The sequence below is a fragment of the Streptomyces rapamycinicus NRRL 5491 genome (assembly GCF_024298965.1).
GTDB lineage: Bacteria > Actinomycetota > Actinomycetes > Streptomycetales > Streptomycetaceae > Streptomyces > Streptomyces rapamycinicus.
The window spans coordinates 3,265,495-3,278,884 of sequence record NZ_CP085193.1 but is presented as its reverse complement, the minus strand read 5'-3'; the positions used below and the strand labels follow the sequence as shown (position 1 = coordinate 3,278,884).

Below are 13,390 nucleotides of genomic sequence, written 5' to 3'. Positions count from 1 at the left end.
GAGGAGGCTCCGCCCCCTCGCGCCCGCCGGGGCTCCGCCCCGGGCCCCGCTCCTCAAACGCCGGAGGGGCTGGATAACGCCAGAAGCGCCGGAGGGGCTGGATAACGCCGGAGGGGCTGGGTTGCCCGAACGTGACCGGGGCCGCCCGCCGCTCCCGCGCGCAAGCGCACTCTCGCACCCGCACCCGCACACGTACCAACCGAACGGGCAACGGAACGGGTGGGGGGTGTGCGCGGAGGCGAACTCCGCGCACACCCCCCACCCGCATGTCGGCCCACCGCGCCCCGCGGAATTCAGCAGCGGACCCTGGGCCGGTCCCAGTGGCGGTGGGCGGCTATGGCTTCGGTGAAGGCATGGGTGAATTCCTCGCTCGCCGCGCCCGTCGTGGTGTCCGTGACGACGCCTCGGTCGGTGCAGACGTGGCCGTGGCCGGAGGCGATGTGGAGGCCTTCCGGGTCGAGGGAGGAGAGGATGCCGACGCCGGAGCCCAGGGCCGCGATGGGTTTGCCGTGGCGGTAGGCGTCGCGGACGAAGCGCATGGCCTCGCTGTCGGAGGCCAGGCCGGGGGTGCCGGTGGGGCCGCCGGGGAGGAGGACGGCGTCGTAGAGGACGGAGGCGACCGTGGGGAGGGCGCGGTCCACGGCGTAGCCGTTGCCGTCGGCGCCGACGACCTTGCCGTCGTGCGGGGCGAGGGCCTCGACGATGGCGCCCTGGGCGGTGAGGGCCTCCTGGGCCTGGGTGAGCTGGCCGGTGTCCACGCCGTCCATGACCAGTACCGCGATCTGGCGGGTGCGGATCGAGCCGTCGCCCTGGAGGTTCTCGAAGCTCAGGGCGGGCGAGGCCTGGGGTTTGTGGTTGTTGGCGCCGGGTTCCGGCAGCGCCACGCCGATGCCCTGGGCGACCTGCGAGGCAAGGTCGTAGTCGACCTGGGCCAGTTGCTCGACCGTGCGCTCCCGTACGTGCACCGCGCCGACCTTGCCCAGTTCGAAGCGGAAGGCGTCGACGATATGGCGCCTCTCCCAGTCGCTCATGCTGTTCCAGAACAGCGCGGCCTGGCTGTAGAAGTCCTTGAAGGACTCGCTCCGCTCGCGGATCTTGTGGCCCTCGACCCGCTCCGCGTAGTGGGAGAAGGCGTAGCCGTCCGCTCCGGCGAGGGCCGGGCAGCCGCCGCCGAGCGAGTTGGGGGAGTAGTTCGTCCCCCTGTGGAGCATGGTCTGGTGGTAGCCGTCCCGCTGGTTGGTCCGGGCGGGGGTGACCGGCTGGTTGACCGGGAGCTGGGAGAAGTTGGGCCCGCCCAGCCGGATCAGCTGGGTGTCCAGGTACGAGAAGTTACGGGCCTGGAGCAGCGGGTCATTGGTGAAGTCGATGCCGGGGACCACGTTCGCGGTGTGGAAGGCCACCTGCTCGGTCTCCGCGAAGAAGTTGTCCGGGTTGCGGTTCAGGACCATGTGGCCGATCGGCCGCACCGGCACCTGCTCCTCCGGAATGATCTTCGTGGCGTCGAGCAGATCGACCTCGAAGTTGAACTCGTCCTCCTCCGGGATCAGCTGCACCCCCAGCTCGTACTCGGGGTACTGACCCGCCTCGATCGCGTCCCACAGATCGCGCCGGTTGAAGTCCGGGTCGCGGCCCTGGCACTCCTGCGCCTCGTCCCACACCAGCGAGTGGACGCCCAGTTTCGGCTTCCAGTGGAACTTCACAAAGGTGCCGCGGCCCTGGGCGTCCACGAAGCGGAAGGTGTGCACCCCGAAGCCCTGCATCATCCGGTAGCTGCGCGGAATCGCCCGGTCCGACATCAGCCACATCATCATGTGCATGGTCTCGGGCTGGAGCGAGACGAAGTCCCACAGGGTGTCATGGGCGGAGGCGCCGGTCGGGATCTCGTTCTGCGGCTCCGGCTTGAGCGCGTGCACGAAGTCCGGGAACTTGATCCCGTCCTGGATGAAGAAGACCGGCATGTTGTTGCCGACCAGGTCGTAGTTGCCCTCCGAGGTGTAGAACTTCGTCGCGAAGCCCCGTACGTCCCGCACCGTGTCCGCCGAGCCCCGCGGGCCCTGCACGGTGGAGAACCGCACGAAGACCGGGGTGCGCACGGACGGATCCTGGAGGAAGGCGGCGCGGGTGAACTCCGCGCAGGACTCGTACGGCTCGAAGTAGCCGTACGCGCCCGCGCCCCGCGCGTGCACCACCCGCTCCGGGATGCGCTCATGGTCGAAATGGGTCAGCTTCTCGCGGAAGTGGAAGTCCTCCATCAGGGTCGGGCCGCGTTCGCCCACGGTGAGGGAGTCGTCGGTGTGGTCGACGGCCACGCCCTGGTCGGTGGTCAGCGGTCCTTCGGCGGGGTCGGGCGCGCGGTAGATGTCGCGCTGCCGCTCCTTGCGGTCCTCCGTCATCGTGCCGATCCCTTCGTCGTCTTCGCGAACTCCTCCAGGAACGCCTCGCGGAACGCCTTGAGGTCATCCGGCTTACGGCTGGTGATCAGGGCGTTGGGGCCGCCGGTGCAGACCTTGACCTGCTCGTCCACCCAGGTCCCGCCGGCGTTGGTGATGTCGGTGCGCAGACTCGGCCAGGAGGTGAGGGTGCGGCCGCGTACGACATCGGCCTCCACCAGCGTCCAGGGGGCGTGGCAGATCGCGGCCACCGGCTTGCCCGCGTCGAAGAAGCCCTTGGCGAAGGCGACGGCCGCCTTGTCCAGGCGCAGGAAGTCGGGGTTGGCCACCCCGCCGGGCAGCACCAGGGCGTCGTACTCCTCGACCGTGGCGTCCTTCACGACCTGGTCGACCTCGAAGGTGTCCGCCTTGTCGAGATGGTCGAACGCCTGGATGCGGCCGGGCTTGGTGGACACCAGACGGGGGGTGCCCCCGGCGTCCCGGACCGCCTGCCAGGGGTCGGTCAGCTCGACCTGTTCCACGCCTTCCGGGGCGACGAGAAAGGCGACCTTCATTGCTGCTCACGTCCTTCCGGTCTGTTCCGGTCCGGGTATCCATCCGTCCGGTGCGGCGGGTAGCCAGCGCGGACGGGGTCGAAACGGGAACATCGGGTGCGTCAGGCGTCGTCCGACGTCTTCTTCCGGTGCGGCAGGAACTCCTGCACCTTGGCCTTCAGGCCCTGCCGGACCATGCCCGCCCGGTCCGAGTCGCCCTTGATGATCGACTCGGCCGTGGCCTCCATCTGCTCCCGGGTGGCATGCGGCGGGATCGGGGGGACGTCCGGGTCGGTGAGGAACTCCACGACCGCCGGGCCGTCCGCGCTCAGCGCCTCCCTCCAGGCCCGCTCGACCTGCTCGGGCTTCTCCACCCGGATGCCGGTCATGCCGAGCGATTCGGCGAACCGGGCGTAGGAGACGTCGGGGATCGCCTGCGAGGGCAGGAACTGCGGCGCCCCGCCCATGGCGCGCATCTCCCAGGTGACCTGGTTGAGGTCCTGGTTGTTCCAGATGGCGATCACCAGCCGGGGGTCCTCCCACAACTGGCGGTACTTGGCCACCGTGATCAGCTCCGCCAGCCCGTTCATCTGCATCGCGCCGTCCCCGACCAGCGCCACCACCGGCCGGTCCGGACGGGCGAACTTGGCGCCGATCGCGTACGGCACCCCGCAGCCCATCGTGGCCAGCGTGCCCGACAGCGAGCCGCGCATCTCGCCGCGCATCCGCAAGTGGCGGGCGTACCAGTTGGCGACGGAGCCGGAGTCGCAGGTGACGATGGTGTCGGAGGGCAGCAGCGGGTCCAGGCAGTGGGCCACGTACTCGGGGTTGATCGGGTCGGCGGACACCTCCGCGCGGGAGCCCATCACCTCGCGCCAGCGCCGTACGCCCGCGACGATCTCCTCCTGCCAGTCCCGCGCCTCCTTGCGCTCCAGCAGCGGCAGCAGCCGCAGCAGGGTCTCGCGGGCGTCGCCGACCAGATTGACCTCGTACGGATAGCGCATCCCGATCATGTGCGGATCGAGATCGATCTGGACCCCGCGCGCCTTGCCGAACTCCGGCAGGAACTGGCTGTACGGAAAGCTGGAGCCGATGGTCAGCAGGGTGTCGCAGTCCCGCATCAGCTCGTACGAGGGCCGGGTGCCCAGCAGTCCGGTGGAGCCGGTGACATAGGGCAGTTCATCGCTGAGCACATCGAGGCCGAGCAGCGCCTTGGCGACTCCGGCGCCGAGGGTCTCGGCGGCCTGCTGGACCTCCTTGCGCGCCCCGGCGGCGCCCTGGCCGGCCAGGATCGCCACCCGCTCGCCCGCGTTCAGCACTTCCGCGGCCCGCTCCACCGCGCTGTTGGAGGGCACCGCGGACCAGCCGCTGCGGTCCAGGCTGGAGGGCACCATCTTGAACTCATGGGTGGGCGCGGAGTAGTCGAGGTCCTGCACATCCGCCGGGATGATCACGGCGGTGGGGGCGCGGCGGGCGTAGGCGGTGCGGATGGCCCGGTCCAGGACGTTGGGCAGCTGCTCGGGGACGGTGACCGTCTCCAGGAAGTCGGAGGCCACGTCCTTGAAGAGGCTGTGCAGATCCACCTCCTGCTGGTACGAGCCGCCCATCGCGCTGCGGTGGGTCTGGCCGACCAGGGCCACCACCGGGACGTGGTCCATCTTGGCGTCGTACAACCCGTTCAGCAGGTGGATCGCGCCGGGGCCCGAGGTCGCCGCGCAGACGCCGAGGCGGCCGCTGAACTTGGCGTAGCCGACGGCCTGGAACGCGGCCATCTCCTCGTGCCGGGCCTGGATGAACCGGGGCTCGTTCTCGGCCCGCCCCCATGCGGCGAGCAGGCCGTTGATTCCGTCCCCCGGGTAGCCGAACACATGCTCGACACCCCACTCCGACAGTCGGGCGAGGATGTAGTCGGCCACTTTCATGGTCATGGTGGGTCATCGCTCCTCTCGGCGATCGCTCCTCTCGGCGATCGCTCTGCTCGGCGATCGCTGTCAACCGGCCACCTGCGGCAGCACCTTCGTGCGGTAGAAGTCGAAGAAGCCGCGCTGGTCGGGGCCGATCTGATTGACGTAGACGGTGTCGAACCCGGCCGCCGCGTACGCGTTCAGCGCGGCCACATGCGCCTCCGCGTCATCCCCGCAGACCACTTCCCCGGCGATCCGCTCGGGGGTGACGAGCCGGGCGGCCTGCTCGAACTGGCCGGGGGTGGTCAGCGTCGACAGCACCTCGCCGGGCAGCCCCTCGGTCGGCCACAGCCGGTGGGCGGTGCGCAGCGCCTCGTCGGGATCGGGGCCGTAAGCCACCTTCAGCCCGCCGCTGGCCGTTTTGCTGTTGCCCCCGGCGCCGCTGCCGCGCCGGAACCGCGCCACCAGCTCCGCGTCCGGGGTCATGGTGATGAAGCCGTCGCCGACCCGTCCGGCCAGCGCGGCGGCGGCCGATCCGAAGGCCGCGATGTCGATGGGCACCGGCTCCTCGGGCACGGTGTACAGCCGGGCGTTCTCCACCGTGTAGTGCTTGCCGTGGTGGGTGACGCGGCGCCCCTCGAACAGCTGGCGTATCACCATCACGGCCTCCTCCAGCATCTCCAGCCGGATCGGCGCGGGCGGCCAGCGGTCGCCCAGCACATGCTCGTTCAGCGCCTCGCCGCTGCCCACGCCCAGCCGGAAGCGGCCCTCCAGCAGCACCGCGCTGGTCGCGGCGGCCTGGGCCACGATGGCGGGGTGGATACGGATGGTGGGGCAGGTCACCGCGGTCTGTACGGGCAGGCTGGTGGCCTGCGCGAGGGCGCCGATCACCGACCAGACGAACGAGCTCTGGCCCTGGGCGTCGTTCCACGGGTGGTAGTGGTCCGAGATCCACAAATGACTGAAACCGGCCTGCTCCGCCATCCGGGCCTGCTCGACCAGGTCCGCGGGCCCGTGTTCTTCGGCGGCCAGGAAGTAGCCGTACTCGGTCATGGGGCCCTCCTCGAGCGCGGATTCCGGCAGATGCGACGGGTAACCGGGGCTGAGGGAAGGAAACCTCGTTTGATCCGGCCCGGGACGGGCACGCGCTCTGTGTGCTTCGGACCGGGGGCACGCCACGGGAGCGGCCCGGCCGCCAGAGGCGTGACCACCGGATCACCCTTTTCGTCCGGTTTTGCTTCCGTGGTGAGACCGACGACAGCTCAAGGGAGATACGGCGTATGACGTCCGTACGAGCACATCCCCGAGCACACCCCAGGCATCCGCACGACGACGCCCCGGACACCTCCGCCGAGTTCCGCCGGATCGCCACCCTGCCGGACGGGCCGTCGAAGGAGGCCCTTCGCCAGGACGTCGTACGCGCCTGGATGCCCATGGCCGAGCGGCTCGCCGGCCAGTTCCGCAACCGCGGCGAGGCCACCGAGGATCTGCGGCAGGTCGCCATGGTCGGCCTGGTCAAGGCCGTCAGGCGCTATGACCCGGACCGTGGCTCGGCCTTCGAGAGCTACGCCGTCCCGACCGTGGTCGGGGAGGTCAAGCGGCACTTCCGCGACCACCTGTGGGGTGTGCACGTCCCGCGCCGGGTCCAGGAGCTGCGCGTCCACGTCCGCGACGCCGTCCGGGAGCTCACCGGCTCACCTGGCGCGCGCACCCCGGAGGTGGCCGACATCGCCGCGCACACCGGCCTGAGCGAGGAGGAGGTGCGCGCGGGCATGGCGGCCCGGGGCGGCTTCGCCCCGCTGTCCCTGGACGCGGAACCGCGCGGCGCGGACGACGGCCTCGGCCTGCTGGACACCCTCGGCTCGACCGAGCCCTCCTACGAGCGGGTCGTTCAGCGCGAATCCCTCAAGCCCTGTCTGCGCGGGCTCCCCGAGCGCGAGCGGAAGATCCTCTACCTGAGGTTCTTCTGCGACGAGACCCAGAGCCGGATCGCCGGCCGGCTCGGCATCTCCCAGATGCAGGTCTCCCGCCTGCTCAGCGACACCTGCGCCCGTCTGGGCAGGCAGGCCGGTGCCCGTGCCGCCTGAGCCGGTGCCGTACGCGGATCACGCCCCGGGGGCCGGGGCGCGCTCGGCCGTGCGCGCCATGGCCAGGGCGACATGGCGGGAGATCCGGTCCGCCACGCCCGCCTCCGCCATCTCGAAGGCGCCGCGCCCGCCGGTACGGAAGAGCGTGAGCGCCCCCAGGACCGGGCCCGCGCCGGCCCGCAGGGGTATGCACAGCAGCGAGGTGACCTCCTCCCGGACCAGCACCGGAGCGCCCGTCGCGTCCCGGCCGAAGGCGTCGGCGTCGACCGGACTCACCCGCAGCGCGGAGGCCCCGTCGTACAGCGCGTCCACCACCAGCGGGCAGTCGGCCGGGTCCTGCTCCGCCAGGGGCGCCGTACGGTCGCCCGCCGCGTCCCGCGGGCCGAGCGCCACCACCCGGCGCGGGTTGCCGGGACCGTTCTCCGGGGCCAGGTCGGCGATCACCCAGTCCGCGAACCGGCCGTGCAGCACCTCCGCGGCCGCGGTCAGCGCCGCCTCCGGGCCGTCCCCGGCCGGCGCCGCCCTCAGCAGCGCCGCCGTCATGTCGTCCACCAGGTCCAGCAGCTCGGCATGGCGGGACACCTCGCCCAGATCCGGCCGGGACTCCTGGGCCCACGCCCCGGCCGCCCCTTCCTCCGCCGCCGGGCCGGCCACCCCGGGCTGGAACGCCGCCAGCACCGCCGGATGGGGCTCGCCCGGCGGCCGCAGCGCGGTCAGGGTCACCCGCACCTCACCGTGGATCGGCGGCTGCGACAGCCACACCGTCAGACTGCGGTCGCCCTCGCCGCGCGCGACCGCGGCGACCTGTGAGCGCAGCGCCGCCTGCCCGTCGCGCCGCAGCGCGGCGGTGAGCGGGCGACCCGTGGCGTATCCGGCCCGGGTGTGGAACAACTGGGTGGCGGTGAAGTTCATGCGCCGCACCACGGCATCGCGGTCCAGCAGCACCGTGGCGATCGGCAGCCGCTGGAACAGCGCCCGCAGCAGCTGCTGCTCCTGCGGGTCGCCCCGGCCGCCGCCGGGGCTCCGGGACGGGCCGGCCGTCAGTTCCTCGTACCGTGGCCACAGGACGTCCACCACATGCTGGAGTTCGAAGAGAGCGGCGTCCAGCAGGGAAGGCCGCTCCCGCGCGGGCAGCGCCCGCGCGGTCCGCAACTCATCCACCCGTCTGCGGAAGTCTGAGAGCTCCGCACCAAACTCCTGTGCGTCTGGCATGGGCACACCGTAGCCTGCCCGCACTCGCGGGGCCGCATGGGTGGTGTTTTCCACTCAAGGGGGTGGAGGGGCGAAAAAATCGGGGCCCCGGAAGGACGGGGCCGGACAGCACATCGCACTGGAGCGAAAGGAGCGAACTCGGCGATGCCCGACCGTACGCACATCCGCGCGGCCTTCCCCACCGACGCACCCTCCCTCGGGCGCGGTCTGGCCGAACTGGCGGAGCAGGCCGCCGCGGGAACACCCGAGAGCTGCGGAGCCACCGCCACCGCCGTGCTCGCGGAGGAGTCCCCCGGCGCCGTGGACGCCGACCGGACCACGGCGGCCACCCACCCCGATCTGTCCGCGCTGGTGTCGGTCCAGCTGCGGGTGGGGGAGGGCCCGATCCTCGCGGCGCTGGACACCGGCCGCCCGGCGGGCGCCGACGATCTGCTCCACGACGACCGCTGGCCGCGCTACCGGGCCCGGGCGCTGGACGCGGGGGTGCGGTCCTCCGCCGCCCTGCCGTTCGCCTGCGACGGGCTCACCGTGACCGTCTCGGTCTACGGGCTGCGCCCGGGGCCGCTGCGGAAGGCCGCCCAGGGCGCCACCGGGCTGCTCGGCGACCTGGCCACCGAGAGCATGGCCCGCGACCGGCTCTACCGCGCCGCCCTGGTCCAGGTCGACCAGCTGGACACGGCGCTGCGCAGCCGGCCGGTGGTGGACCAGGCGTGCGGAATCGTCATGTACGTCCTGGGCTGCGACCCGGACCAGGCGTTCGACCTGCTGCGCAGGCTCTCCCAGCGGACCAACCGCAAGCTGGTGGAGCTCGCCGAGACCGTGGTGCGCACCCGCGGCCGCGGCCTGGAGCGGAACCTCATCGCGTTCGGCCGGTCAGCTGCTCCCGGACCCGATCGGCCAGCGTCCGGCCAGGACCGGGACCTTCCGGGCTGACCGGGGGCGCCCCTCGCACCGCGGCCGCCGCCTCGCCGACCCGCAGGCCCAGCGCCATCCGCTCCTCGGGGGTGAGCCGCTCCCGCAGCTCGGGGAAGACCAGGTCCTCCTCGCCGCGGATATGCATGGACACCACGTCCATCAGCTCCCGGACCAGCGGGTCGAACCGCCGGTCCCGGGGGTCCACGGCGTCCAGGTCGGCCAGGATCCGCTCGGCCTCGGCCAGCTCCTCGATCTCCTCGTCGGCGATCCGGTCGCCCTTCGGCAGCGCCTTGCGGACCGTGGGGTACAGATGGACCTCCTCGGCCACGGAGTGCCGCACCACCTCCACCGTCATCCGGTCGACCAGCTGCCGCCGCCGCTCCGGGTCGGTGGTGGTGCGGTACCCCTCGAAGAGGTCGTGCACCACGCGGTGGTCCGCGGTGAGCAGGGCCACCACATCGTGTTGTTCCGGCGTCGCTGTCATGGCGCCCGGGTCCCCCGGGCCCCTTCCGCGAAACGGCGCCGGAGATCTGCGAAGGTGGACATACGTGGGCGGTGACCCGCCGCACACGGGCGGAGGTGTGGACGGAATGCAGCGGCAGTGGACCGCCCCGGCACCGGCGGACCGGGACGACGGCGGACTGCCGGTCCTCCCGGAGCTGCTCGACAGCTTCGTCGCGGCGGCCGGCCACACCGCGCCGGAGCCGGTCGGCGGCTCGGCCGGGCTGCGCTCGGCGGCCTGCGGCTACTGGTCGCGGCGCGGGCTGTGGACCGACCCGGAGCATGTCGTGGTCGCCCCCGGCGCCGAGCCGCTGCTGCTGGCGCTGCTCGCCTCGGCCCCCGGCGGCGATGTGCTGCTGCCCCGCCCCTGCGCCGCCTGGTACGCGCCGCTGGTGCGGCTGGTGGACCGGCGCGCCCACCACGCGCCCGTCCCGGCCGAATGCGGTGGGCTGCCCGATCCGTTCGCGCTGCTGGAGATCGTCCGCAGGATCCGCGCCGAGGGCGGGGCGGCCCGGGTCCTGCTGCTGTCGGCGGCCGACGACCCGACCGGCACGGTGGCCCCGCCCGAGCTGCTGCACGAGGTGTGCGAGGCGGCGGTGGCCGAGGGGCTGCTGATCGTCAGCGACGAGACCTGGCGGGACACCGTCCACCATCCGCGGGGCACGGTGCTGCTCAGCCCGGCCGAGATGTCCCCCGAGAACGTGATCGTGCTCGCCGATCTGGCGGGCGCCTTCACCCCGGCGGGCTGGCCCGCCGCGATCGCCCGGTTCCCCGCCACCGAGCGCGGGGCGGAGCTGCGCGGCCGGGTGCTGTCCCTGCTCACCGCCGTACGCTCCGGGATGCCCGCGCCCGTCGCGGCGGCCGCCGCGTACGCCCTCGACGAGCCCGAGCCGGTCCGGGACCGGATGGCGGCCGCCGCGCGGGCGCACGGGGCCGTGGCCGCGGCCGCCTACCGCGCGCTGACCGCCGTCGGGGCGCTGGCCCGCCCGCCGCAGACCGGCCGGCACCTCTACGCCGACCTCGACGAGCTGCGCGGGGTGCTCGCCGCCCGGGGCATCACCGACTCGGTGGAGCTGGAGCGCGAGCTGGTGCGGCGGATCGGCCGGAGCGTGGCCGGGGGCCACCGCTTCGGCGACCCCCCGCACACCCTGCGGCTCCGGCTGGCGACCCTGCCGCTGCTCGGCGCGGCGGAGGAGTCGCGGCTACGGGCGCTCCAGACGCCGGACCCGCTGGAACTGCCCCATGTGGCCACGGCGTTGGGCGCCTTCGAGGCGGCCTTCCGCGACCTGATCGAAAGCAGTCCGGTGACCTGAGCCGCCCCGGACCCCGGCCACCGACCTCCATGGCCCGGACACGGTCCGGATACGGCCCAGATACGGAAGGGAGCCAGGCCATGACCGACCACGCCGAGCAGGCGGAACCGGCCGAGCCGACGGAACCGGCGGAACCGGCCGGGCGGCGCCGCGCCCGGCCCGGCGCCGCCGCCCGGCCCCGGCTGGCCCCGGCCGCCCCCGAGCCGGGCGCGCCCGAGCAGGCCGCCCTCGAACCGCCCGGCGCCGCGCCGGGCGCCCCCGCGCCGGGCGCCCCCGCGCCGGGCGCCCCCGCGCCGGGCGCCCCCGCGCCGGGCGCCCCCGCGCCGGGCGCCCCCGCGCCGGGCGCCCCCGCGCCGGGCGCCCCCGCGCCGGGCGCCCCCGCGCCGGGCGCCCCGCGTCCGCCGGGGGAGATCCGCAGCTGGCCGCCGTCGTTCGCCGACCGGCTCACCTCCCCGCTGCCGGGGGTGCGGGCGCTGGCCCGGCTGGCCCGGGAGGGACGGCTCAGACCGCCGGTGGAGACGCTCCGCGAGATCCCCGAGCTGCCCTTCGAACCGGGGCCGCTGCCGCTCACCGGCCCCGGCCGGACCGCGCTCACCTGGGCCGGGCACGCCAGTTGGGTGGTGCGGATCGGCGGGCTCACCGTGCTCACCGACCCGGTCTGGGCCCGTAAGATCCTCGGCACCCCGGCCCGGGTCACTCCGGTGGGGGTCCGCTGGGAGGACCTGCCGCCCGTCGACGCGGTCGTCATCAGCCACAACCACTACGACCACCTGGACGCGCCCACGGTCAAGCGGCTGCCGAGGGCGACGCCGGTCCTCGTGCCCGCCGGGCTCGCCCGCTGGTTCCGGGCGCGCGGATTCACCCGGGTGGCCGAGCTGGACTGGTGGGAGGCGGCCGAACTGCCCGGCGAGGACGGCCCGGTCCGCTTCGACTTCGTCCCGGCCCACCACTGGAGCAAGCGCACCCTCACCGACACCTGCCGCTCGCTGTGGGGCGGATGGGTCATCACCGCGCCCGACGGACAGCGGGTGTACTTCGCCGGGGACACCGGCTACGGCCACTGGTTCCGGCAGATCGGCCGCCGCTACTCGGGCATCGATGTCGCGCTGCTGCCCATCGGCGCGTACGAGCCGCGCTGGATGCTGGGCGGGGTGCACACCGATCCGGAGGAGGCCGTACAGGCGCAGCTGGACCTGGGGGCGCGGATCCTGGCGCCCATGCACTGGTCCACCTTCCTGCTCTCGGCCGAGCCGCCGCTGGAGCCGCTGCACCGGATCCGCGCGGCCTGGGAGGCCACCGGGCGGCCGCGCGAGGAGCTGTGGGATCTGCCGGTCGGAGCGTCCCGCGTGCTCGAATAGGCCGCACGAGGCGGCCAAGTGGGGCAATGCGGGGCGTAAGTGATAGATGGGACATAAGTGGCGAGTGGTGCGTAGCGCACCTAACTTCCTTTTCATGCGCACACCTAAACTTCGCCACCTCGCCGGCCTCACGGCCGTCCTCGTCATCGAACTCGCCCAGCTCCCCGCGGCCCACGCCGCCCCCGCCGACCAGGCCGCGACCCGCCATGTGGTCCAGCCCGGCCAGTCCATCCAGGCCGCAGTGGACGCCGCGGAGCCCGGCGACACCATCGAGATCCGGCCCGGCACCTACCGGGAGAACATCCAGATCACCACCGACCGGCTGACCCTGGTCGGCGCGGGCGAGTCCACCGTGCTCTCCCCGGCCGCGAAGCCGTCGGCCAACGCCTGCGGCGAGGCCGGCCACGGCATCTGCGTCACCGGGACGGCCGAAGACCCCGTCACGGATGTCCGGATCGGCTCACTGAAGGTCACCGGCTTCGCCAAGAACGGCATCTGGGGCTCCGGCACCGACCGGATGACCGTACGGAACACCACCACCGAGGACAACGGCCAGCAGGGCATGGGCCAGGAGATGTCCACCCGCGGCACCTTCGTCGACAACGTCTCCCGCGGCAACAAGCAGTCCGGCATCTTCCTGGCCAACACCATCGACGCCGAGGGCGGCGCCACCGACGCCCTGGGCACCCTCGTGGCCGGGAACCAGCTCAGCGGCAACCGGACCGGTGTCGTGGTCCGCCGGCTGCGCGACCTCTCGGTCGAGGGGAACACCATCACCGCCAACTGCGCCGGGGTGTTCATCGTCGGCGACGAGTCGACCCCGCGCGCCGGGGACCTGAACGTCCGCCACAACTCCGTCTACGAGAACAACGCCTACTGCGAGGCCACCGACCGGCTCCCCTTCATCCAGGGCGCCGGCATCGTGCTCACCGGCACCGAGGGCACCCGGGTGACGGGCAACCAGGTGAACGACAACGTGGGCACCTCGCCCATGTCCGGCGGGATCGTGCTCTTCACCAGCGTCGTCGGCGCCCCCAACGCCAAGAACGCCATCAGCCGGAACGTGATGAGCGGCAACAAGCCCGCCGACCTCGCCGACCGCGACAAGGGCCCCGACAACACCTTCACCGACAACGTGTGTGAGCTGTCCGCGCCCACGGGCCGGTGCTGAGAGGCG

Annotated in this window: 11 protein-coding genes; 5 read left to right on the top strand and 6 right to left on the bottom strand. The window is 73.0% G+C overall.

Annotated elements, in window-relative coordinates; all coding sequences use genetic code 11:
• Positions 1–293 precede the first annotated feature (293 nt).
• The 4 genes from LIV37_RS13175 to LIV37_RS13160 form a co-directional block, all read right to left on the bottom strand.
• Complete coding sequence (locus tag LIV37_RS13175) at positions 294–2,393, bottom strand: catalase (RefSeq protein WP_020867612.1); 2,100 nt, start codon at positions 2,391–2,393, stop codon at positions 294–296.
• Complete coding sequence (locus LIV37_RS13170) at positions 2,390–2,944, bottom strand: type 1 glutamine amidotransferase domain-containing protein (RefSeq protein ID WP_020867611.1); 555 nt, start codon at positions 2,942–2,944, stop codon at positions 2,390–2,392. Before LIV37_RS13170 ends, LIV37_RS13175 begins: the two co-directional genes overlap by 4 nt.
• A 101-nt stretch (positions 2,945–3,045) precedes the next feature.
• Complete coding sequence (locus tag LIV37_RS13165) at positions 3,046–4,851, bottom strand: thiamine pyrophosphate-requiring protein (protein WP_020867610.1); 1,806 nt, start codon at positions 4,849–4,851, stop codon at positions 3,046–3,048.
• Between the two features lie 63 nt (positions 4,852–4,914).
• The gene (locus tag LIV37_RS13160) at positions 4,915–5,880 is read right to left on the bottom strand and encodes a TIGR03557 family F420-dependent LLM class oxidoreductase (RefSeq protein WP_020867609.1); all 966 of its coding nucleotides are present in this window, start codon (positions 5,878–5,880) and stop codon (positions 4,915–4,917) included.
• 227 nt (positions 5,881–6,107) lie between these two features.
• Between LIV37_RS13160 and LIV37_RS13155 the strand changes: the two genes are divergently transcribed.
• Positions 6,108–6,914: a SigB/SigF/SigG family RNA polymerase sigma factor gene (locus LIV37_RS13155; protein WP_020867608.1), complete on the top strand. Its 807-nt coding sequence runs from the start codon at positions 6,108–6,110 to the stop codon at positions 6,912–6,914.
• Between the two features lie 18 nt (positions 6,915–6,932).
• On the opposite strand, the gene LIV37_RS13150 is transcribed toward LIV37_RS13155, so the two are convergent.
• Positions 6,933–8,126: a PAS domain-containing protein gene (locus tag LIV37_RS13150; protein WP_121825523.1), complete on the bottom strand. Its 1,194-nt coding sequence runs from the start codon at positions 8,124–8,126 to the stop codon at positions 6,933–6,935.
• Positions 8,127–8,270: 144 nt separating this feature from the next.
• On the opposite strand from LIV37_RS13150, the gene LIV37_RS13145 reads away from it, so the two are divergent.
• Positions 8,271–9,059, top strand: coding sequence for an ANTAR domain-containing response regulator (locus LIV37_RS13145; RefSeq protein ID WP_020867606.1), 789 nt, complete (start codon positions 8,271–8,273; stop codon positions 9,057–9,059).
• Here LIV37_RS13145 and LIV37_RS13140 read toward each other — a convergent pair.
• The gene (locus LIV37_RS13140; protein ID WP_121825524.1) at positions 8,983–9,525 is read right to left on the bottom strand and encodes a hemerythrin domain-containing protein; all 543 of its coding nucleotides are present in this window, start codon (positions 9,523–9,525) and stop codon (positions 8,983–8,985) included. The genes LIV37_RS13145 and LIV37_RS13140 overlap by 77 nt on opposite strands.
• 106 nt (positions 9,526–9,631) lie before the next feature.
• Here LIV37_RS13140 and LIV37_RS13135 point away from each other — a divergent pair, with 106 nt between their 5' ends.
• The 3 genes from LIV37_RS13135 (at position 9,632) to LIV37_RS13125 (ending at position 13,384) form a co-directional block, all read left to right on the top strand.
• Complete coding sequence (locus LIV37_RS13135; RefSeq protein ID WP_020867604.1) at positions 9,632–10,855, top strand: aminotransferase class I/II-fold pyridoxal phosphate-dependent enzyme; 1,224 nt, start codon at positions 9,632–9,634, stop codon at positions 10,853–10,855.
• Positions 10,856–10,935: 80 nt separating this feature from the next.
• A complete protein-coding gene (locus LIV37_RS13130) occupies positions 10,936–12,213 on the top strand; it encodes an MBL fold metallo-hydrolase (RefSeq protein ID WP_243146346.1) in 1,278 nt (425 codons plus the stop codon).
• A gap of 94 nt (positions 12,214–12,307) precedes the next feature.
• Complete coding sequence (locus tag LIV37_RS13125; RefSeq protein ID WP_020867602.1) at positions 12,308–13,384, top strand: right-handed parallel beta-helix repeat-containing protein; 1,077 nt, start codon at positions 12,308–12,310, stop codon at positions 13,382–13,384.
• The last annotated feature ends 6 nt before the right edge of the window (positions 13,385–13,390 follow it).